Raw genomic sequence first — 23,412 nt, forward strand, 5'->3', positions numbered from 1 at the left:
ATATCCCATGGAATAATTTCAGCCTAACCATTTCAATTTTTTGACTAGGCTATGGCTTAAAATAACAATAAGGCAATAAAGAATTAGGCGATGTCTCCTAGCCGTTATCAATGGAGATACTCGATTATGCTGTGGGGGGAGACTTTCTCCTTAGGCCAAGTGCCAAAAGCATAATGTGAGGGCAGGTTAAATGCCTCTACTACTACGTAAGTTGAATACTTAATGAAAAGGTATATGTTCAGACATGTGTATTTTCATTAGGTATTTATTTTTGTCAAAATATACTCCACTAGGTAAAAAGTGGTGTTTTTCACGGATAATTATTTTTAAAGGGGGACTTTTGGTTGACGTATCAAAAGCGGCTGACATTTTTGGTTTTATTGGATTCATTGATTGTTTTATCGGCTATTTATGTGAGTGTGATGACACTCCACCCGACGCTGGCTTGGTTTGAATCAGAATTCGTTCTGATTAGTGCGATTACGCTGCTGTTCAGCCATCATTTATTTGCATCTATGTACCGGCTTTACAACAAGGCATGGGAATATGCGAGTGTAGGTGAGCTTGTAGCGATTGTTAAGGCTGTGAGTCTATCAATCATGACAACAGGTCTTATGCAGCAACTCTTAATTGGGGATATTTACTTCAGGGCACTTATGCTGGCGTGGATGATGCATGTGCTATTAATCGGCGGATCCCGTTTTTCCTGGAGGGTGTACCGGGATCGATACATTAAAGGAACCGTTGAACAAAAGCGAGCGTTAATTATAGGAGCAGGTGCTGCAGGCACTATGCTCGCAAGACATCTTTTGAAAAACGTTGATGCTGAAATTAAACCAGTTGCGTTTATAGATGATGACCCAAAAAAGTATAAATTACATATACTTGGTCTACCCGTTGTGGGAGATTCTAAACGCGTTGCAAAGACTGTTGAAACATTAAGAATTGACAAAATAATCATTGCCATTCCGTCTCTTAATAAGGAAGAAATGAAGCGAATTTTTGAGGAATGTTCCGGCACGAAAGCTAAGACAGTTATTATGCCGATGATTGAGGATGTCATGCTAGGTAAAGTTTCCGTTAACCAGTTCCGCGATGTACAGGTGGAAGACCTTCTGGGCCGGGAGCCAGTTAAGCTGGATATTGATAGTATTTCAGAAAAGCTGACTGGGAAGACCGTTTTAGTGACAGGGGCAGGCGGATCTATTGGGTCTGAAATCTGCCGCCAGGTATGCAAGTTTCAGCCGAAAAAGCTGCTTCTATTAGGGCATGGAGAGAACTCGATATATCTAATAGATATGGAGCTGCGGAATGAGTATAAAGGTGAATTGGAAATTATGCCGATTATTGCTGATGTCCAGGATAGAGCCCGGATTTTTGAGGTGATCGAAGACCATAAACCAGATGTTGTGTATCATGCTGCGGCTCATAAGCATGTGCCTTTGATGGAGTATAATCCGAAAGAGGCTGTGAAGAACAATGTTTTAGGCACCAAAAACGTCGCGGAGGCGGCGGACACCTTCGGTGTTGGGACATTTGTTTTGGTTTCTTCTGATAAGGCGGTTAACCCAACGAATGTGATGGGGTCTACGAAGCGGATTGCGGAGATGGTTATTCAGGAGTTGGATAAGCATAGTGAGACTAAATTTGTCGCAGTTCGATTCGGAAATGTGCTGGGCAGCCGGGGAAGTGTGATTCCGCTGTTTAAAAAGCAAATCCAGGCAGGCGGACCGGTAACGGTTACGCACCCGGATATGACTAGATATTTTATGACAATACCGGAGGCTTCGAGGCTTGTGATGCAAGCGGGTGCTCTTGCTCGTGGCGGAGAGATCTTTGTGCTTGATATGGGTGAGCCGGTTAAGATTGTTGATTTGGCGAAGAACTTAATCACCCTTTCGGGTTATTCGGAAGAGGAAATTGGTATTCGATTCTCAGGTATACGTCCTGGGGAGAAGATGTATGAGGAGCTTCTTAATGAAAAAGAGGTTCATAAGGAAGCGGTGTTTCCGAAGATCTTTATTGGGAAGGCTGTTTTGGAGCAGGAAGAGGAAGTTCATTATTTGATTGAGCGGTTTGATGGCATGACTTCTAGTGAGATTAGTGAGTTTGTATTGAATTTGGCTAATAAAAGAAAGAACAATATTCTAGTAATGGCTGAATGAGGGGGAGAATTGAATGAAAAAAGTACGGAAAGCGATTATTCCTGCTGCTGGTTTAGGGACTAGATTTTTGCCTGCTACAAAGGCAATGCCCAAGGAAATGCTGCCGATTGTGGATAAGCCAACTATTCAATATATAGTTGAAGAGGCTGTTGCATCTGGAATTGAGGATATTATTATTGTTACAGGTAAAGGGAAGCGGGCAATTGAGGATCATTTTGATTATTCATTTGAGCTTGAAGAAAATCTAATCCAAAAGCAGAAGTTTGATCTGCTTGAGAAGGTAAAAGAACCTTCGAAAGTGGATATTCACTATATAAGGCAAAAGGAGCCTAAAGGGCTTGGACATGCAGTGTGGTGTGCTAGGAAATTTATTGGGGATGAGCCGTTTGCTGTGCTGCTCGGGGATGATATTGTTCAGAGTGATACTCCTTGCTTGCGTCAGTTAATGGATGAATATGAATCAACACTTTCATCCGTTATTGGGGTTCAAACTGTATCAGAAGAAGAAACCCATCGCTATGGAATTATTGACCCGATAGCTCAAGTTGGTCGCCGTTACCAAGTAAATAACTTTGTAGAAAAGCCAAAGCAAGGAACAGCACCGTCTAATTTAGCAATAATGGGACGCTATATATTAAATCCTGAAATATTCATGTTCTTGGAACAGCAGGAACTAGGTGCAGGTGGGGAAATCCAACTGACCGATGCTATTCAAAAACTTAACCAAATACAGCGTGTGTTTGCTTATGACTTCGAAGGTGTCCGGTATGATGTTGGAGAGAAGTTTGGTTTTATAAAGACTACGATTGAAATGGCATTGCAAAATGATAGCTTGAGATCTGACTTGCTTAATTACCTTGAGGAAGTTATGGATAAAAGAACGGTTAAGTAAAAAAGTGAATTCTGGACCCTGTTCATAAATTTAAATTGTGGGCGGGGCTCTCTTTTGTATAGGTTAATAACAAAATTTTTGATGAATGAAATTAGTAGGTTAGTAGTTGGTTGGATTATGGAGTGGGAGCACTGAAATAATCCAGTCAAGTCCTAAGATACTAAAATTTACTCTCAAGGAGTGGGCCAAAATGTATTTGAAAATAAAAAGATTGATTGATATTGTTCTTTCTTTAATTGGACTAATTGTATTATCGCCAATTTTTATCATATTGATTATAGCAATAAAACTAGAATCACAGGGGCCTATACTTTTTAAACAGAAGCGTGTAGGGATCAATAAGACTCATTTTAATATATTGAAATTCCGAACCATGAGAGTTGATACTCCTAATGATACACCAACTCACCTATTGAAAAATCCAGAACAATATATTACTAAGGTCGGTAAGTTTTTGAGAAAAACAAGTTTAGATGAATTACCTCAAATTTGGAATATATTTGTTGGGCAGATGAGCATTATCGGTCCGAGGCCAGCTCTTTGGAATCAGTATGATTTGATTGCAGAACGTGATAAGTATAATGCTAATGATGTTCCACCAGGATTGACTGGATGGGCTCAAATTAACGGAAGAGATGAGCTTCCAATTGAAGTTAAAGCCAAATTGGATGGAGAGTATGTTGAAAAGATAGGATTAATAATGGATGTTAAGTGTTTTTTCGGAACAATCCTAAGTGTTGTTAAAAGTGATGGTGTTGTCGAAGGTGGCACCGGAAAATTAGGTAAGGATGAGGTTGCCGCTACAAAAAGTAAATAAGCAATTAATACATTGAAAGAAAAGGTAATTTCAGATGGAGAATAAAAGCACACTGTATATTAACACAATTAAATATCTTAAACCTTCACAGATTTTTTATAGATTGTTTAATAGATTAAAACGAGAACTTTATAAAAGAAAGTTACTTTCAATAAATGAACCTCCTGAATTAACGATTGAGGAAGGCTTCAATTATATTATACCTGAATTAGACTTTAATAAAGATTATTTAGATAGATTTGATATAGATGGCATTATGACTAATAATTTTACCTTTATAAATTTATCTAATCAAGTTGATCTATCTAATGCTTGGAATAACAAAGAATTACAGCATCTATGGAGATACAATCTACATTATTTCGAGTATTTGTTCAGTCTAGCCTATGAGTTTTCCAAGGGGAATGAACAAAAGAAATACTATGATAAATATAGAGAATTAATAGCTAAATGGATTGATAATAATCCATTTCCTTTCGGTGATGGATGGCATCCTTATACCATTTCATTAAGAATTACGAATTGGATTTCAACTTACCAAATCTTTAAAGAGAGTATTTCATTAGATAAAGATTTTGATGAAAAATTGAAAACCTCCTTATATCTGCAATACAAATATTTACAAGGTAATTTGGAAAAGGATGTTTTAGGAAATCATTATTTTGAAAATATAAAAGCACTTATAGTAGGAAGTATTTTTTTCAAGGATACAGGGGTTAAAAATAACTTTAAGAAAGAACTTTTGAAGCAACTTGAGGAACAAATTCTCGATGATGGAATGCATTTTGAATTAAGCCCTATGTATCACAAGATAATACTAGAAGATTTATTGAAAATATCTTACTGGCTTAAAGATGACGAAATTTATAATCATTTAATCAAATATATCCAGAAGATGATTGATGTAACTTATAGCTTTGAAAATAACTTTGGGAAAACACCAGCTTTTAATGATAGTGCTGATGAAGTGAGTAAAGACTTTAAATGTCTTTTAGAGGCTTCTAATAAGCACTTTAAGTTGAATCCTGAAAGAAGATCTAGTTTTGAAAAAAGCGGGTTTTATATCATCGAAGATAAAACCAAGAAATTGATTTTTGATACGGGTGATATTTGTCCATCATATTTACCAGCACATGGGCATTGTGATGCTTTAAGTTTTGAGCTTTCAATGGGAGGTTCACCTTTCATTATAAACTCTGGAACATATCGATATGAAAGTGGCGAATGGAGAGATTTATTTAGAAGCACCAAAGCCCACAATACCGTATCTATATCAGATAAAGAACAATCACAGTTCTGGGGAAGTTTTAGGGTAGCTAAACGCATAAAGAAAGTGAGCCGAGCACAATTTAGATATAAAAATATTGAATTCTATGCGGGTTCTTATGATACTCATTTTGGTGCACAGCATAAAAGGGTTATTGGCTATATAAATGATGATAAGATTATTGTCTTAGATTATGTCAATCACGTAAATGATAGGATAAAGAGTTACTTACATTTTGTTCCGGGAACAAATGTAGATATTGATGAGAATATTGCTCATGCTGTAAAAGGTGAAGAATCTATCAAACTTACTCCATTAGGTGTTAGTAAAGTTGAGATAGAAGAGGGTTGGTATTCTGATCAATTCAATGTTAAAGAAGGAAACCAACATTTAATACTGCACAAAGATAGGACCAGTAAATACTTTGGTTACTTAATAGACTTTAGCACGAATAAAACAGAAATAATAGAATCGAAAAATGAAGTAAAATTAATAAGCGATAGAGATCTAGTTATTAAATTTGAAGAATTAGGAGATTTTTTATGAAGATAGTTGTTCTAAGTCACTATTTTCCACCTGAAATAGGAGCACCATCGGCAAGAATTTATGAAATGGCTAAGCATTGGGTTGATCTAGGAAATGAAGTGCATATTGTTACATGCTTTCCAAATCATCCAACAGGAATTATACCGGAGGAATATCAGGGGAAGAAGTATATGCATGAATTGATGAATGGTATTCATGTACATAGAAACTATGTATATGCAACTCCTAATAAAGGCTTTATAAAGAAAACACTTGGCCATATTTCCTTCATGTTTTCTTCTGTCCTTATCTCAATGAGAAAAATACAAAAACCAGATGTAATTATAACTAGCTCCCCTACTTTTTTTTCAATTTTTTCTGGGTATTGGTTCAGTTTAAGAAAAAGGGCACCATTTATACTTGAAATTAGAGATTTATGGCCCGCTGCCATGATCGAATTAGGGGTTATGAAAAAGGGTATCGTAACAAATATATTAGAAAAGATGGAACTGTATTTTTATAGAAAGAGTAAGAAGTTAATAATGGTAACGAAGTCATTCAAAGAGAATGTTGTGAGTAGAGGAATAGATGCCAAAAAGGTACATGTTATAACAAACGGGGTAAATCAAGAAATGTTCTACCCTAAGGAAAAAAACAAAGCTATCTTAAAAAAATATAAATTGGAAAACAAATTTGTTATATCTTATGTAGGCGCGCATGGTATATCTCAAAATTTAGGTGTAATCCTAAAAGTTGCAAAAGCTTTAGAGAAAGAGAAGGATATCCACTTTTTATTTGTTGGAGAAGGTGCGGAAAAAGATAAATTAAAGAACATTGTAAGTGAGCAGGATATTAGTAATGTTACATTTATTGATTCACAGCCAAAAGAAATGATCCCGGAATTTTATAACACCTCTGATATATCCTTGATTCCTTTGAAGAACATAGAATTGTTTAAGACATTTATTCCATCCAAAATGTTCGAAATCATGGCGTGTGGTGTTCCGATTGTTGCTAGCTTAGAAGGTGAAGCTGCAGATATTTTGAATGAATCACAAGCAGCTGAAGTAGTTAAACCAGATAATTCAGAAGAAATAATACAAGCTATTATTAAGATTAAGAACGATAAGGTTTTAAATAAAAAACTCCAGGATAATGGTCCAGCTTTTGTTGAAAAAAACTATTCAAGAAAGAAGCTTGCAGAAGAATACCTAAGAATTATAAGTGAAGCATAGAAGGAGATTTTGTATGATATTATTAACAGGGGCTACAGGTTTTCTAGGAGAGTTTGTTTTAGAAGAACTAGTACAAAGAGGTCATGAAATAACTTGTCTTGTTAGAAAAACTAGCAATCTTGATAAGATTAAACGATTGAATGTTAGCTATGTATATGGAGAATTAGATGACTATGAATCAATTTGTGTTGCGTTAAAGGGAAAGAATGCCCTGATTAATATTGCTTCCCTTGGATTTGGACATGCCCCCAATATAGTAAGTGCGTGTGAAAAGGCAGGAGTGAAACGTTCTATTTTTGTTAGTACTACTGGTATTTTTACCAAGTTAAATCCTGATAGCAAAGGGATCAGGTTAGCGGCAGAAAAACTTATTAAAGAAAGTAGCCTAGATTATACAATTATACGGCCAACGATGATTTACGGTACATCAAAAGATCGTAATATGTGGAGGTTAGTAAAGTATTTAAAAAGACTACCAGTACTACCTGTATTGGGTTCAGGGAATTATCTGCAACAACCAGTATATGTAAAAGACCTAGCTAATGTTATCATCAATGCTTATGAAAAGGATATAAGTATTAAGAAGGCCTATAATGTTTCAGGTGCTGCACCTCTTACTTATAATGAAGTTGTTGATGTTACAGGTAATGCATTAGGTAAAAAAGTGGTTAAGGTTCATATACCAATGAAACTGAGCTACAACTTATTAAAAACATATGAAAAGATAGCCAAGAAACCTAAATTAAAAGCGGAACAGGTGTTAAGGCTTAATGAAAATAAAGATTTCTCATTTGAGGATGCTAAGAAAGATTTAGGATATAATCCATTAAGTTTCGAAGAGGGAATAAAACTTGAAATAGAAGGAAATTAATCGTTCGAAGGAAGGTATTAATATGATTAATATTGTAGGACTTGGATATATAGGATTACCCACAGCTCTAATGTTTGCAAAAAACGGGATAAAAGTAGTGGGAACTGATAAAAATAATAGCCTAGTTAGCTCATTAGCTGAGGGGAAACTTACCTTTGAAGAAGAAGGATTAGAACAACTTTTCCAAGAAGCTCTTTCCAATGGAATTGAATTTTCAACAGAATATCAAAAGACACACACTTATATTATTGCAGTTCCAACACCATACATCAAAGATAGTAAAAAGCTTGATCCGAAGTATGTTATTTCAGCAGTAAATAGCGTTCTTGATGTATGTGAAAAAGGCGCATCATTAATTATCGAATCAACAATCTCTCCTGGTACAATTGATAAATATATTCGTACAGAAATAGAAACAAGAGGATATGTTATAGGTGAAGATATTCATCTTTTACATGCTCCTGAAAGAATTATTCCAGGGAATATGATTTATGAACTTGAGTATAACTCAAGAACAATAGGTGCTGATAGCCCTGAAATTGGTGAGAAAGTTAAAGGCTTATATACGAATTTCTGTAAAGCGGAGATCGTGGTGACAGATATTCGATCGGCAGAAATGTCTAAGGTTGTTGAAAATACGTATAGAGATATTAATATCGCATTTGCAAATGAGTTAGCTAAAATTTGTCGTACAGATGATATGGATGTATATGAAATTATTAAGATCGCAAATAAACACCCACGAGTAAATATATTACAGCCTGGTCCTGGTGTAGGGGGGCATTGTATTTCTGTTGATCCTTGGTTCTTAGTAGGCGATTATCCAGATTTGACAAATCTTATATTAACAGCTCGAAAAATAAATGACTCTATGCCTAGGCATGTATTAGGACGAATCAGAGATATTATGAGAGAACATGGCATTAAGGACATATCAAAGGTTGGTCTATATGGCTTAGCTTATAAAGAAAACGTTGATGATACTAGGGAAAGTCCTACACTTCAATTATTAGAAAGAATGGATGAGCACTTGGCCTTTGGTGTTAAAGTCTATGATCCATTTGTAAAAACAAGAATTGTAGATCATCAATTTATGAATTTTGAAGACTTTTTAAATGAGATAGAAATTCTCGTTGTTATGGTTGGACATGATCATATTAAAAGCAATATGGGTCTTATTAAGGACAAGCTTGTTCTTGATACGAAAAATATTTGTAAGTTTGAAGGCTCATATAAGTTATAAAGAGTTAGTTAGTAAAAACAATTGTGATTGCTAAGGTTGCCATGCTTGTTAATAAACTACAGTAAGAATATTACCCTTATGAGCAAGCTTGTAGCAAACTTATAATGATAAACTTTCCAATCCAATCATGTAATATAAATGTAATTGGTTTGCATGTTAGTAGGATAGCGAATGAATCGACCTATTAAAATCTTTTTTTAATGCAAAAATCCTACATCAAGGAGTGAGAGTTATGTCAGTCATTAATACTGTAAAAAAAATATACACAAATATTCCTCTATGGTTAACTAATTCTTTTGCTCCCTTTTATTATCTTATACCAGAAACAAAACGCTATGGAAGAGTATTCGAAACACAAAGAAGGTACTTGAAGGAATTAGAGTTATTAAGTGATAGTAGAATTGAAGAATTAGTAAACATTCAATTTGTAAATTTGGTTAGACATGCTTATGAGAATGTTCCTTATTATCATAATCTTTTTGATGAACATGGAATTTTAGTTTCTTCCTTTAAAGATGTTAGGGATATAAAGAAAATACCGTTTTTAACAAAAGAATTGCTGATAAAACATAGGGAAGAATTAATAGCAACAAATATTGATAGGAAAAGTTTACAGTATATTACCACCTCAGGTTCCACTGGGAATCCGGTTGGATTCTATGTTGATTCTGATAGTACTATGAAAGAATGGGCATACACCTTGAATCTTTGGGAAAGAGTTGGTTATAGACCGGATAGTTCAAGACTTCTTTTTAGAGGGAAAACATTTTGGGCACAGAAAAACAAAGGTGAAAATTGGCAATATGATGCTTTTAGACGTGAATTAAGTTGTAATATTTTTGATCTCTGTGAGGAAAATTTAGAACAGTATTGTCAGGCAATAGAAAAGTATAAACCAGAATTTGTACATGGATATATGTCAGCAATAAATATTCTTTGCAAATATATCGAAAAAAGGCCTGGAGGATTGCGACATCAATTTAAAGCGATTCTTGCAGTTAGTGAGAATGTTTTAGTTGCTCAGCGTGAGTACATTGAGCTAATCCTAAATTCAAGGGTGTTTTCTTTTTATGGGCATTCTGAAAGATTAGTAATGGCGGGAGAGTGTGAGTATAGCAATGAATATCACATCGAGCCACTCTATGGTTTTGCGGAAATCGTCGATAGGAATGGCCAGACCATTAATGATGATAGTACTGGGGAGTTAGTTTCAACAGGGTTCTGTAACAAAGGTATGCCAATGTTGCGATATAAAACTGGAGACATGGCTAGTTGGTCACAAAAGGTCACCTGTAATTGTGGTCGACCACATAAGCGTATAGCCGGAGTTCATGGTAGATGGAAGCAAGATATATTAGTTAATCGTGACGGGGCTCTGGTATCACTTACAGCAATTAACATGCATTCTGATGTTTTTGATAAAATTTTAAGGTATCAATTTTATCAAGATACAGTTGGTGAAGTTGTAATTAAAATTCTTCCAAGAATAGGCTTTAATGCTGTTGATGAGACGAAAATATTAAAGCAACTTAATGAAAAAACACAAGGGAAAATTAACTATAAAATTGAATTAGTAGATCAAATACCTTTGAAAAAAAATGGTAAGTATACAATTGTCAATCAGCAATTGAAAGTATAAATGTTTAAAGAGAGGTTTTGTAATGAAACTTATTTATTTAGGGAGTTTTCCTCCGCCATATGGAGGGGTAACCATTAAAAACAAAATGCTTTATGATAATCTCGAACAGTATGTTGATATAGAAAAAATAGATTTAGGTAATATAAAGAAAATGAACTTAATAGAAATACTAAAACTATTTATGAGATTGTTAAACCCTTCAAGTGCTTTTGTTATTGGCTCAGCAAGTAAATCTCGAAGAATCTTCACAGCGATTTTATATTATGTAAATCGTAAAGCTTTAAGTCGCTCATTGCTAATTCTAATGGGAGGCATGAGTTCAAATATTATTGCAAATGATCCAAAGTACTTAAAATGGGTAAGTAAATACAAACAGGTATACGTTGAAACTGAAGGGATGAAGTCTGAATTAACTGACGTAAATTTAAAAAATGTATCTGTATTTCCAAATTGTAGAGTACGGCCTAAAGAAAAATTAGATATAAATATTAAGAGTAATCAAAAGATAAAATGTCTCTTTTTCTCCCTGATATCAAAGGATAAGGGTGCTGATATAGTTATTGAAACAGCTAATTTGCTTAAGAAGCGAGGTATAAATTTTACAATAGACTTCTTTGGACATATAGAAGAAAAGTATAAACTTGAGTTTGAAGCTGCACTTAAAAAGTCAGGTCAAATTAATTATTGTGGTGTATTTCGTGCAGATAAGGATAATGTTTATAAAAAATTACAAGAATATGATTTGTTATTATTTCCTACGAGATGGAAAGCTGAGGGTGTGCCTGGTATTTTAGTCGAATCTAAGATTGCTGGGTTACCAGCGGTAGTAAGTGATTTGAATTATAATGCCGAAATTATTGAGGATAGTAAAACGGGAATTGTACTTAAAGAAAACACCTCGTTTGAATTAGCTAATGTAATTGAAAGTCTATACAAAGATAGAAGGTGGTTAATTCAAATGCAACATGATTCAAAGGTTTCCAGTGAGGGTTATTTAATTGAAAATCACATTAAGGATATAGTTAATATGTTCAAATGAAAATTTTCTTAGGAGTTAATTGAGTTTTTTTTTATTCATTTCTTTTATATAATCTAAGTCCAAATAGGATTGGGATATATGGTTATTTTTTTATAGGAAAATAACTTTAGTAAGGTCAAATTGTAAACGTTGAGGTGAAATGATATGAACGCAATTGATATTTATCGGCTAGGAAACTGGTGTTATAAGAGGAAAATTCCATTTGTACCAAAAATAAGTTGGATTTTAAATTTTCTAGTATTTAACTCACATATTCCTTATTCTGCAACTATAGGTAAAAACACAAAATTTGCCTATGGTGGAATTGCCTGTGTGATCCATAACCGAGCTATTATTGGAGCTAATTGTATTATTGGAAGTAATGTAACAATAGGAGGTAAGTCTCGTAAAATTGGAGTTCCGATTATTGGTGACAACGTCTACTTATCGACTGGGTCTAAAATCCTTGGAGATGTTAAGATTGGAAATGGAGTAATGGTTGGGGCTAATGCCGTAGTTGTTAAAGATATACCAGATAGATGTGTAGTAGCAGGTGTCCCAGCGAAAATAATAAAAGAAAACATAAATATACAAGATTATATTTAGGATACTACTATTTTCATTTTTTCCTGAAGAAGAAAATGAGCATTATGTAATGTGTATTAGGGGGCAAAAGTATAATCATGTTTTATATATACTATAAAGATAAATTAAATTCAAGGCAAAATAAGCCATTTATAGATTACTTTATTAAAATTAAGGATAAAATTAAGATCGTATCAAATGCAAAAGAAATTACTATTGACTTATCAGAGATAACATATATTTTTGTAGGAACCATGGAATTTTTTGATGTTTTCTTTAAATACTTTTTTAAAAAAAATGTAAAAATAATTTATCGATCAAGAGGGGTAGCTCCTGAAGAAAGTTTCTATAGGAATAAATCTAAGTTAAGATATATTGCTTTAAGCATAATAGAGCTAATTGTGGCCAGTTTTTCTAAACATATTATAGTTGTATCAGAAAATCATAAAAATCATTATATAAAAAAATATAGGATTAACCAAAATAAAATTAGTGTAGTTCATAATTATTTAACTAGTGAGAGTTATAAATTCAAAAAAAATAATTATAATAAAATGGAAGTTGTATATGTTGGTGGCTTAGCAAAATGGCAAAAAATAAATGAAATAAAAAATTTATTTGAACAACTTAACATTGAAAATAAAGAAATTTCATTTTTAATATGTACGAATAAGGAAAATATGAGTACTGCTAAAACTATCTTTAAGAATGTTAGTAATATATCTTTCGAAAGCTATGATAATTATAATGACTTAATTAACAGGATTTCTCAATGTACTGCTGGAGTAATTCTAAGAGATTCCAATATAGTAAATGAATGTTCCTCACCCTTTAAAGTTTGTGATTATTTAAGTGCACAATTACCAATTATTATGACTAAAAATATTGGAGATTATTCTAATATCCTAAAAAATAAAAGATTTGTATTTCAACTTGATAATACTTTCTCAAAGGAAGTAATTATTGAGTTAGACTCCTTTATAAAAAAGTCACTTGAGGATAGAATACAGATAAAAAAAGAAATGAGTCAATTTACAATAAGAGAACTTGATGCCGAAGTGGAAATAAAAAATGCAGTATATAAATTAAAGAAACTTCAATAAGGAAGGTTAAATATGCAATTAGTTAGTATTATTGTTCCTATATATAATAGTGAAGTTTATCTCGATAAAACTATTACAAGTATTTTAAGCCAAACTTATAAAAATCTAGAAATATTATTGATTAATGATGGCTCAATTGATAATTCTTTAGATATAATTACACGTTATAAAAATAAAGATAGTAGGATAAAAGTATTCTCACATCAAAACTCGGGTCAAAGTTTTACTAGAAATAAAGGAATTGAGAATTGTACTGGTGACTTTCTAGTTTTTCTTGATTCTGATGATTGGATTGAAGAGCATTTTATAGAAAAAATGTATACAAAAATATCAGAGGGGAAATCAGATATAGTTGTTTGTGATTACTATATAAGCTATCCAAATGAAACAAAAAAGATGTCTTATAATCTTTCTGGTTACTTTAAAGGTGATGAGTCGTTTAGATTAATGTTAAATAGTGAAATATCACATACTTGTTGGGGGAAAATGTATAAAACCTCACTAATCAAAAAAAGCAAAGTATTTTTTCCAGTAGGAAAAACAAATGAGGATTTATTTACTGTTTCAATTTGGTTTTTGTTAGCAAAAAAAGTCACTTTTTTAAATGAAGCTCTTATAACTTCAAGAGATAGAGAAGGGTCAATAACAAATTCATTTTCTCAAAAATTTATTGATTTACTATTTATTTTAAAGTTATTAAAAGATTATTTAATTGAAAAAAAATTATATCAAAAATTTGAAAATGATTACAAAAAAAAGTACCAAAAAATGATTTTGTATTTGGCTAATTATGGAGTTAGAATGAAAAGAATTGATTTTATAAAAGAAGTTATAAGAATGTCAAATGTTCCTATTGGACAATTTAATAAAGAACTTTTAACCACTAAAGAGAAAGTTGCGGTCAGTCTATTAAGCAAAGGTGTTATAGTTTATTATCTATTTACTAGGATCTATTATAAGTTATACGCTAAACATGTTTTTATAGTGAAATAAAATTAGTTATTAAGACCAACTCAACTAATTTCAAAAATGTTTAATTATTTGTTGTATAAATAGGTGAACTAACTTGATTATGATAAAAAATTTATTTAAAGGTAGTTTTATTAAAAATGTATTGTTAATTACAGGTAGTACTGCTTTTGCTCAAATAATAAGTATTAGCTTATCCCCTATAATTACTAGAATTTATCCCCCGGATGAGTATGGAATATTAACAGTTTATACTTCTTTATTAACTGTAATTGCGGTCATTGCTTCGCTTAAGTATGAAATGGGGATACCTATTGCTGCTGATGATAAAAAAGCAGTAAATTTATTAGGTTTAAGTTTAATTACTTTATTTGTTGTTACTTTATTACTAACTGTAATCCTTTTTTTGTTTGGTGATGTAATTTTAGGACTTTTAAATGGAGACGTTCTAATAGAATATAAGTTTTTAATTCCTTTAGGTGTATTTTTTATAGGAATTTACAATATCTTTACTCAGTGGTCGTATAGAAGACAAGATTATAAATCTATTTCAGCTACTAAAATAAGCCAATCTATTTTTCAAAATTTAATTAATATTAGTTTGGGCCTGTTGAAATTAGGTCCAATAGGACTTATTATAGGAAGGATTTTTGGACAGGGAGCAGGTATCACTACTTTGTCAAAACCCTTCATAAATAAGGAAAAACAACTAATTAGTGCTGTAAACTTAAAGTCTATAATATGGTGTGCTAAGAGATACAAAAGATTTCCTATATATTCTGCCCCTGGTCAATTTTTGAATATCGTCGGACTACAACTACCTGTACTATTTATGACATCAATTTATGGAAGTGGAGTAATTGGATTATATGGATTGGCTAATACCATTGTAAATATTCCAATGAGTTTAATTGGTAATTCTATAGCAGATGTATTTTATGGAGAGGCGTCCAGGATAGGTAGAAGTGACCCCCGAAGATTAAAAGATCTTTCGATAAAACTTCTAAAAAAATCAGTTTTAATTGGGTTATTCCCATTAATTGTGATGTTTTTATTTGGTCCTAATTTATTTGCTTTAATTTTCGGTGAGAGTTGGTATAAAGCTGGTGAATTTGCTAGGATAATTACTTTTTTAGTATTCACTAGACTTATTTTTACACCCATTACTAGGATATTTAATATTTATGATAAACAAAAAGAGTCCCTTATCTTGGATGGATTAAGAGTTTTCTTAGTTTTAATAGTCTTTGGTGTTTCTGAAGGATTGACACTAAATTCATATTGGTCGATAGGTATTTATACAATTACTATGTCATTTGTATATTTGATTTCATATTTATATGCACATATGGTTTTAAATAGTAAAATTAAAGAGTATTAGAAAAATTCTAATTTGCAGCATAAAAAACATAGATTTCTATTTTAAGGGGAAGTCACAAATATGTGCTATTTTTCCTTTTTATTTTTTTTAAAACAACGGTAAAATGTTCTCTATTTTAATTTCAAAAGAAATATATGTCTTAAGGAAAAATCAATAAAAACTGCTTATTGTAATTTAACTATGAGACATAGCATATTAGGAATAAGTTAGAAAAGAGGCACATAAATTTGGATACACAATATACTAAATTAAATATAACAAAAGGCGGAACACTGAAAGAAGCGCCTTTTTTTCTTTGGATTATAATCTTTATTTATATATACTCATTATTTGCATTTAGTAGGGTAAAAGCTCTTTTTTCTTTTTCTATTGAAGGCATGAGCACTACTAATGAAATTTGGCTATTACCACTTTTATGCTTATTAATCTTCTTAAATAAAAGGTTCAATTTCTATGATAGGATTTATAAATATAATATAAAATTTTTAATTTTAATTTTTATGTATATTTTTATTATCGCCATTGGTGGTTTTCATACTAATTCCTTAGAACAATTTTTTTATGCTGGATTGTTATTCATTGTCCCGATGCTTATTTTCTTTCCTATTTCAAGATGTAAAAGTGAACATATAGCTTTTCTCATTAAATTTTTTATTGTTATTTGCTTAATATATGCAATACTTACTATTTTGGTTTCAACTAATTTTACCTTTTTTATGAATTTAGTAGGTAATGAGGGAGACATATATCAAAATAATACTCAGGTAAGAGCACCCATGATGTTAGGTTCGAGTATCGCCGTTAGTTATTATTTTAATTTAACATTGCCATTATGCTTTTACATGTATATGACTAGTTTCGAAAAAAAGTGGAGGATTATATCAGGAACAGCAATTATGGTTATAATTGTTGCTACCTTTATGCTATTATCAAGAGCAGCTTCAATATGTATGATCTTTATAATTTTTTATTATGTTTTTTTTATCAGTACAAATCGAAAAAAATTAGGAAGGAAATTATTAGCTATACTTTTAATTATTGTAGCTGTGGTTTATGCATACCTAACATTCGATTTAACGAGGATTTTGGAAGAGTTAAACTTTTCTGGTAATTCCGCAAAAATGAGAATTGAATCAAGTAACCTTGGGATATATATTTTTACTCAATTTCCTATATTCGGATCAGGGATAGGTAGGTTCTTTGAAAGAAAATATGAAAACAGCTATATTACTGTTGATGGTATTGGTGGTTTAATTGACCCTCATAATATGTATGTTCTTATATTAAGTGAATTAGGAATTGTTGGTCTAATAATTACCTTAATCTTATTTTTTAATTTATTTAGAAGATTTTCTTATATTAAAGATAAAATTTTAAGAAAAACTGCCTTTATAATTCTACTTGCCTTTTTATTTGATGCATTAGGTGGTTCTCATTTATTTATTAATATTAGTTTTGCAACTATATTCTGGATGTATATGGGGTTATTTAATGCTGTTTATATAAAAGGTAGGCAGGTCTAGAAGATGTAGTTAAGTCTTGAATGATTATTAATCTGGCAAAAGATAATACCGACAAATAATTTTTATGTATTGTGAGAAAGAATTAAATTTAAAGTTCTATCCCTTATGTTCATGGTAATTAATGGATATCCAACTATCTAACCAGTTTTACGAACTTATTGGAATCCATAATTTTGTAATAAATGCAAACTAAATAGAATAAAGGCGGAGGAAGATGAAAGAAATTCAAATAAAATTTTCATTAATCCAGGTTTTTAGAGGGATTGCAGCTTTACTAGTCTTAATACATCATGGTGCTTATACAGGAGAAGAATATTTAAATTATGAATATTTAAATGGTATCTTTAAAGTAGGGTGGATTGGTGTAGATTTCTTCTTTATATTAAGTGGGTTTATTATTTATTATGTACATTCTAAGGATATTGGTATAAAAACCAAAATGAAAACTTTTATTCTTAAGAGGTTCATTAGGGTTTACCCAATATATGGTATTATGACGACGTTCTTACTATTTTTGTTTTTTATTGTCCCAAATTGGGGAGTCGGCTATGAGACAAGTATAGACGTAATTATAAAGTCATTCTTACTATTCCCACAGGAACATGCTCCTATCATAAGTGTTGGATGGACCTTAGAACATGAAATATTTTTTTATATAATGTTTAGTCTATTGATCTTTCTGAAACCTAAATATTCCGTAGTTATAGCATCAATGTGGATTATTGGAATAGTTTCAAATTCGGTTGGAATTATTAATTTGGAGAAAAAAATTTTTTTAAACTTTGTTTTCAGTAATTATAATCTGGAGTTTATATTTGGTTGTATAGTTGGATATATATTCTTAAATTATAAAGTTAAGTATAATAAAAGTTTAATTTTAATGGGGATTATTGGATTTATTTCAGGTTGGTATTTTGTTTATCAAGATGACCTAATAAGGTATACGACACTAGCTATCTTAGTTTTTGGCATTTCTTTTTCTCTCATTGTATTAGCAACAGTTAACGTCGAAAAATCTAATAAAATTAAAGTTCCCAAGTTTTTATTAGTGTTGGGCGATGCTTCATATTCAATTTATTTAACTCATTTTTATATTTTACTTTTGCTATTTAAAGTATTATCTAAATTAGAAAGCATTAACCCATTTAATGATTTTATAACCATTACATGTACCTTTATTATAGCAATTATTTTGGGAGTAATGTTTCATATTGTAATTGAGAAACCTCTTATAAATTTTTTAAATAAGAACATTTTAAAACAAAGACCCCCCCTAAAATCTGGGTCAGCAACAAAAGTTGCTTAGTTAGTTACTATCAAGTAGCATCTATCCCCTAAGAGAAACCATTAAACATTTATATTAGCTTTTTGCAAGTAAGATACTAAAAGGAATAGCATAATAGATTTTTTAATTAAGATAAAAAGGGGGAATTGATATGGCAATATTAATTACAGGAGGAGCAGGATACATTGGCTCTCATACTGTTAAATATTTTTTGGAACAAAATGAAAAAGTTGTGGTAGTAGATAATTTGCAGAGTGGACATAGGAAATCAGTAAACATAGAATATTTCTATCAGGTTGATCTTAGAGATAGAGTAGCTTTAGATAAAGTCTTCAAAACCCATACTATTCATGCTGTCATTCATTTTGCTGCTAACTCCTTAGTTGGAGAAAGTATGCAAAAGCCTTTTGAATATTATCACAACAATGTTTATGGAATGATGTGTCTATTAGATGTCATGAAAGAAAACAATGTAGCTAAGATTGTATTTTCATCTTCTGCAGCCACCTATGGTGAGCCAAAAAATATTCCTATTCTTGAAGAGGATGAAACCATTCCAACTAATACCTATGGTGAAACAAAGCTTGCTATGGAGAAAATGATGAAATGGTTTGATAAAGCCTATGGAGTAAAATATGTATCTTTACGGTATTTTAACGCAGCAGGTTCACATGAAAGTGGAGAAATTGGTGAAGACCATAATCCTGAAACCCATCTAATTCCGCTTATTCTAGAAGTACCTCTAGGCAAAAGAGATAAAATATTTATTTTTGGGGAGGACTATCCTACGGAGGACGGAACATGCGTAAGGGATTACATCCATGTCATGGACTTAGCTTCTGCTCATTATTTATCTTTACAGTATTTAAGAGATAATAATTCAAGTGAAATATTTAATCTGGGTAATGGGAATGGTTACTCGGTAAAAGAAGTTATCAATGTGGCAAGAGAAATTACAGACAACCCTATACCATCTATCCTAAAAGAGAGAAGAGCCGGTGATCCGGCGGTATTAATTGCGTCATCAGAAAAGGCTAGAAGATTATTAGGTTGGGAGCCAAAGTTCAGTTCATTAGAGAAAATTATTATGGATGCATGGAATTGGCATAAGAATAATCCTAATGGATATTAAGTATAAACAGCTCCATAACGCTCTTAAGTTATAATTTAAAGTGATATTAATTAGTCTTAGATAAATATTAATATTCTAAGGGTAGCATAAATGCCAGTGTGCCTTACTCCGGGTACGGTGGAGTAGTAGAGTGTGGGGAATTTCATAACAAAAAGAGGCTGGGACATAGCTAGCTTCTAATAATGAAAAAGGTGAATTTGAGCTTGCTCAAATTCACCTTTTTCTATTTTTAGGAGTATGACATTCTGTTATCTTAGTGGTTGGCTGTAAACGATAAACTAGAATCAACAGTTTTCCACAAATTTAGATAAACAGATTTCAACAAATAAGAATCAACAGTTTATCTTAATTGATCCGCTTTCTATATACTTAAAGCAGTCTATGGAAAGTGAGGAACAAACAGGAGTGGAAAGATTGATGATTTACAACGAGGTTCATAGGCTTCGCAGCGAGGGTTTTACAAATAGCGCGATAGCTAGAAAATTAAAGATTTCTAGGAATAGAGTAATAGAATATGGAAAGATGTCACCAGAAGAGTTTTACTCGTTTGCTATATCATTACAAAGCAGAAGTAAAAAGCTAGATCCCTTTCGAGAGAAAATCATTGAATGGTTAAAGGAACACCCTGACTTATCAGGAGCTCAAGTATTGGACTGGTTGGGGGAGAAATTAGACGTTAGTTCTGTTTCAGAAGGAACTGTGAGGAACTATGTCAATGAGCTACGTGAAGCGTATCATATCCCCAAAATGGTATCTGAGAGAAGTTATAGTACAGTACCCGATCTTCCGATGGGTCAACAGTTACAAGTAGATTTTGGTCAAGTAAAGGTCGCTACAACGAATGGAACATTTAAACGGCTCTACTTTATTGGATTCGTTTTGGCCCATTCTAGATACAAATATGTAGAATGGCTAGACCGACCGTTTCGAGCATCAGACCTTATTAGAATGCATGAGAATGCCTTTCGTTTTTATGGGGGCATGTCTATTGAAATCGTCTATGACCAAGATCGATTACTCGCTGTTAGTGAAAACGCTGGTGACCTTATCATGACAGTGGAATTCACTAAATATCAACAGACAAGAAAGTTTAAGGTCTACCTATGCAGAAAATCTGATCCAGAGTCCAAAGGAAAAATAGAGCAGGTAGTGAAATACGTAAAGAATAATTTTGCGAAGAACCGCACTTTCGATAATCTACTAGATTGGCAGGAATCTAGTATGAGTTGGTTAAAGAGAACAGGAAATTACAAGGTACATCATAATACGAAAAAGAGACCTGTCGAGGTGTTCGCCCTGGAAAAGCCACACCTACAACCGGTCTCCGGTACTTACATTTTTGAAGATATCTTAGATACCAGTATAACAAGAACTATAAACAAAGACAATGTTATCCGGTTTGATGGGAACAGGTACAGCGTACCTCGTGGTACTTACCGAAAAGGAGCTCCCAATATAGCTTATGTCGAGACAGATACTGAGTATCTATACATACGACTGCAGCAAACTGGGCAACCACTAGCAAAACATAAAATTGCACAAGGAAGTGGTGCTGTTATTTCAGACCCTTCCCATCGGGAACGTGAACAATCTAAACGGGATCAATTAATACAGCAAATCAAAGAAATGTTAATCGATAAACAAGCTGCAAATTGGCTAATTGAAATTCTCTCTAATCAATATCCACGCCATATGGTAGATCAACTTAAAGTTGTTCAATCTGTCATTTTGAAATATCCATCTTTCATTGATGAGGCACTTAGTGAAATGAGACGCTTGCGCTTGACTAGTGCAAATGATCTTAGGGATATTGCCATCACTTTAGAAATCCAGAGCCGAAAGAAACATAAAGAAACTGGAATCCTGAATGAGAAATATAAGACTTTAGTTGCCCCCGAACGAAGAGAAGACATTTATTTAAGTGTCCTTCAGGGAGGAGCAAACCAATGAGCCAACCTTACGAATCACTTCAGGATAAATGTCGAACCTTACGTCTGGCTGAGACAGCCAAGGAATTACCCTCTCTTTTAAGGGAAGCTGAAGCAAAGGGATGGACCTATCATGAATTTATCCATGAGTTTCTTAGCCATGAAATGCGTTGTAGGGAAAGAAAAAACAGTGAAAGATTAATGAAGTGGGCTGAGTTTCCAGAAGCTTTAACATTTGAGAACTTTCGACTTGAGGAACAGACAGCGATTGGAGAAAAACAGCTGAATATTTTAAAACAATTATCATGGGTCGATGAGTATTTTACCTTAATTATGATGGGACCAACGGGTGTCGGCAAGACCCATCTATCAACTGCCTTAGGTATCCACGCTATTGAGCGTGGATACCAGGTTTCTTTTATATCAATGGATCGTTTAATTTATGTATTGAAATCAAGAGAGTATATCAGTAAATCTAAAACAAGGTACAACCGTATTATTAAATCTGATCTGATTATCATCGATGATGTCATGTATATGGCTTATGAACCACAAGATGCCCATTTATTCTTCCAATTTATATATGAGATGTATGACAAAGCTGCATTTATCCTTACATCTAATAAAGGTCCTGGAGAATGGGGAAAGTTCCTTGGGGATACGACACTTACGACAGCCATACTAGACCGACTCCTTCATCGGAGCGAAATTTTGACTTTCAGCGAAGAACAGGACAGTATCAGAATGAAATACAGAAAAGCATTATTTGATAATCAGAGTGTTGAATCTTAATTGATGAAAACTGTTTAATCTTATTTACTAAAAACTGTTGATTTCTACTTGACGGTTACATTGGCAGTGAATTTTCTTAAATTCACCGCCATTAACGCGAGGCCCATTTCGTTTTCCGCCTTCGATTTTCCTCGGGAAAAAAGGTGCCTGACCCCACATACGCTGAAGTGTTAAAGACTTGGCATTGATAAGCTAGTTTTTTTGTATAGGATATTGACGGATGATGAGAGGTGATTTAATATTTATGTATAGAACATATGTTCCTTTACTTTATTTTAAAGGGGGAGGTATAATGCCAAGGCCACATCGGATTTGGTATCCGGGTGCAATATATCATATTGTTGCCAGAGGAAATCGCAGAGCAGCGATTTTTCATGATCATGTGGATTTTCAAACGTATTTGGGCATTTTGGAAGATGTCCGGAGTATGATGCCTTTTATTTTACATTCCTATTGCCTCATGACCAACCACTTACACCTTCAGCTAGAAACTCTTAATCACCACATTCAGTATATCATGAAAGAAATGCACTCCCGTTATGCAGTATACCTTAATCAGCGTTTAAGAACAGACGGCCATGTTTTTCAGGTGTTTTTGTCAATATGAAATTGAGCCAGAGCGATCACTGAATATTGCCATCAAAAAGTGCCACTATTGCCAAATTTCAGAGCCACTTATGACAAAAAATAGAGCCACCATAGCCACATTGAGAGCCACCTCCTTTTGCCTATCCTCCTAATCACAGATATACTACATTTAAATAAATAGTTTTGGGGAAGGGGACATTATTTGGTCACCGTCCAGAAAGCAACCGGTTTTTTCCCTTACACGAGGTTAAGTGCGATGAGGAATTGCTCCGTAATTGGATGGATACTAATCCTGTGGGACTCGCTATGAAGAATAAAAAGGCTAGTTTAGCTGAATGGGATATGTATAATTTCAGTGAATGGCTTAGGGTTTTGGGGACTGCTTATGAAGATGGGATAGATGAATAAACCAAAATCACTAGATTACAAGAAGAAAGTAGCTGAGTTAAAGCTA

Annotated in this window: 19 protein-coding genes; all 19 read left to right on the top strand. The window is 32.8% G+C overall.

From position 1 onward, the window contains the following. The first annotated feature begins 344 nt into the window (after window positions 1–344). The 19 genes from J7I93_RS13565 (at window position 345) to J7I93_RS13655 (ending at window position 22,977) form a co-directional block, all read left to right on the top strand. Window positions 345–2,165: a polysaccharide biosynthesis protein gene (locus tag J7I93_RS13565; protein ID WP_214726400.1), complete on the top strand. Its 1,821-nt coding sequence runs from the start codon at window positions 345–347 to the stop codon at window positions 2,163–2,165. Window positions 2,166–2,178: 13 nt separating this feature from the next. Further along, window positions 2,179–3,057: a UTP--glucose-1-phosphate uridylyltransferase GalU gene (galU, locus tag J7I93_RS13570; protein ID WP_214726401.1), complete on the top strand. Its 879-nt coding sequence runs from the start codon at window positions 2,179–2,181 to the stop codon at window positions 3,055–3,057. 190 nt (window positions 3,058–3,247) lie between these two features. Beyond that, complete coding sequence (locus J7I93_RS13575; protein ID WP_214726402.1) at window positions 3,248–3,874, top strand: sugar transferase; 627 nt, start codon at window positions 3,248–3,250, stop codon at window positions 3,872–3,874. A 34-nt stretch (window positions 3,875–3,908) separates the two neighbouring features. Further along, window positions 3,909–5,687 carry a heparinase II/III family protein gene (locus J7I93_RS13580; RefSeq protein WP_214726403.1) on the top strand — a complete coding sequence of 593 codons (1,779 nt, stop codon included), beginning with the start codon at window positions 3,909–3,911 and terminating at the stop codon, window positions 5,685–5,687. Then, entirely contained in the window at window positions 5,684–6,901 is a 1,218-nt protein-coding gene (locus J7I93_RS13585) for a glycosyltransferase family 4 protein (protein WP_214726404.1), read from the top strand. The genes J7I93_RS13580 and J7I93_RS13585 overlap by 4 nt, the downstream gene beginning before the upstream one ends. Before the next feature lie 13 nt (window positions 6,902–6,914). Further along, entirely contained in the window at window positions 6,915–7,772 is an 858-nt protein-coding gene (locus tag J7I93_RS13590) for an NAD-dependent epimerase/dehydratase family protein (protein WP_214726405.1), read from the top strand. 22 nt (window positions 7,773–7,794) lie between these two features. Continuing rightward, the gene (locus J7I93_RS13595) at window positions 7,795–9,015 is read left to right on the top strand and encodes a nucleotide sugar dehydrogenase (protein ID WP_214726406.1); all 1,221 of its coding nucleotides are present in this window, start codon (window positions 7,795–7,797) and stop codon (window positions 9,013–9,015) included. Between the two features lie 232 nt (window positions 9,016–9,247). Next, on the top strand, window positions 9,248–10,654 hold the full coding sequence (locus tag J7I93_RS13600) for a phenylacetate--CoA ligase family protein (protein WP_214726407.1): 1,407 nt from the start codon (window positions 9,248–9,250) through the stop codon (window positions 10,652–10,654). Window positions 10,655–10,676: 22 nt separating this feature from the next. Next, on the top strand, window positions 10,677–11,693 hold the full coding sequence (locus J7I93_RS13605; protein ID WP_214726408.1) for a glycosyltransferase: 1,017 nt from the start codon (window positions 10,677–10,679) through the stop codon (window positions 11,691–11,693). Window positions 11,694–11,837: 144 nt separating this feature from the next. Continuing rightward, complete coding sequence (locus tag J7I93_RS13610) at window positions 11,838–12,278, top strand: serine O-acetyltransferase (protein WP_251025837.1); 441 nt, start codon at window positions 11,838–11,840, stop codon at window positions 12,276–12,278. A 77-nt stretch (window positions 12,279–12,355) separates the two neighbouring features. Continuing rightward, window positions 12,356–13,360 (top strand): glycosyltransferase family protein, encoded by a 1,005-nt coding sequence (locus J7I93_RS13615; protein ID WP_214726409.1) that lies wholly within the window; start codon window positions 12,356–12,358, stop codon window positions 13,358–13,360. A gap of 12 nt (window positions 13,361–13,372) precedes the next feature. Then, a complete protein-coding gene (locus J7I93_RS13620; protein WP_214726410.1) occupies window positions 13,373–14,353 on the top strand; it encodes a glycosyltransferase family 2 protein in 981 nt (326 codons plus the stop codon). Between the two features lie 79 nt (window positions 14,354–14,432). Further along, window positions 14,433–15,710, top strand: a complete 1,278-nt coding sequence (locus J7I93_RS13625; protein WP_214726451.1) for a lipopolysaccharide biosynthesis protein — start codon at window positions 14,433–14,435, stop codon at window positions 15,708–15,710. Window positions 15,711–15,937: 227 nt separating this feature from the next. After that, window positions 15,938–17,233: an O-antigen ligase family protein gene (locus tag J7I93_RS13630; protein WP_214726411.1), complete on the top strand. Its 1,296-nt coding sequence runs from the start codon at window positions 15,938–15,940 to the stop codon at window positions 17,231–17,233. 214 nt (window positions 17,234–17,447) lie between these two features. Further along, on the top strand, window positions 17,448–18,539 hold the full coding sequence (locus J7I93_RS13635; protein WP_214726412.1) for an acyltransferase family protein: 1,092 nt from the start codon (window positions 17,448–17,450) through the stop codon (window positions 18,537–18,539). Between the two features lie 130 nt (window positions 18,540–18,669). Further along, window positions 18,670–19,650, top strand: coding sequence for a UDP-glucose 4-epimerase GalE (galE, locus tag J7I93_RS13640; RefSeq protein ID WP_214726413.1), 981 nt, complete (start codon window positions 18,670–18,672; stop codon window positions 19,648–19,650). Window positions 19,651–20,067: 417 nt separating this feature from the next. After that, a complete protein-coding gene (gene istA / locus J7I93_RS13645) occupies window positions 20,068–21,600 on the top strand; it encodes an IS21 family transposase (RefSeq protein ID WP_214726452.1) in 1,533 nt (510 codons plus the stop codon). Continuing rightward, entirely contained in the window at window positions 21,597–22,370 is a 774-nt protein-coding gene (gene istB, locus J7I93_RS13650; protein ID WP_214726414.1) for an IS21-like element helper ATPase IstB, read from the top strand. The genes istA and istB overlap by 4 nt, the downstream gene beginning before the upstream one ends. A gap of 292 nt (window positions 22,371–22,662) precedes the next feature. Further along, window positions 22,663–22,977, top strand: coding sequence for a transposase (locus tag J7I93_RS13655; protein WP_214988083.1), 315 nt, complete (start codon window positions 22,663–22,665; stop codon window positions 22,975–22,977). Window positions 22,978–23,412: the final 435 nt, after the last annotated feature.

It is taken from the genome of Bacillus sp. ISL-47 (assembly GCF_018613175.1).
In the GTDB taxonomy this organism is placed as follows: domain Bacteria; phylum Bacillota; class Bacilli; order Bacillales; family Cytobacillaceae; genus Cytobacillus.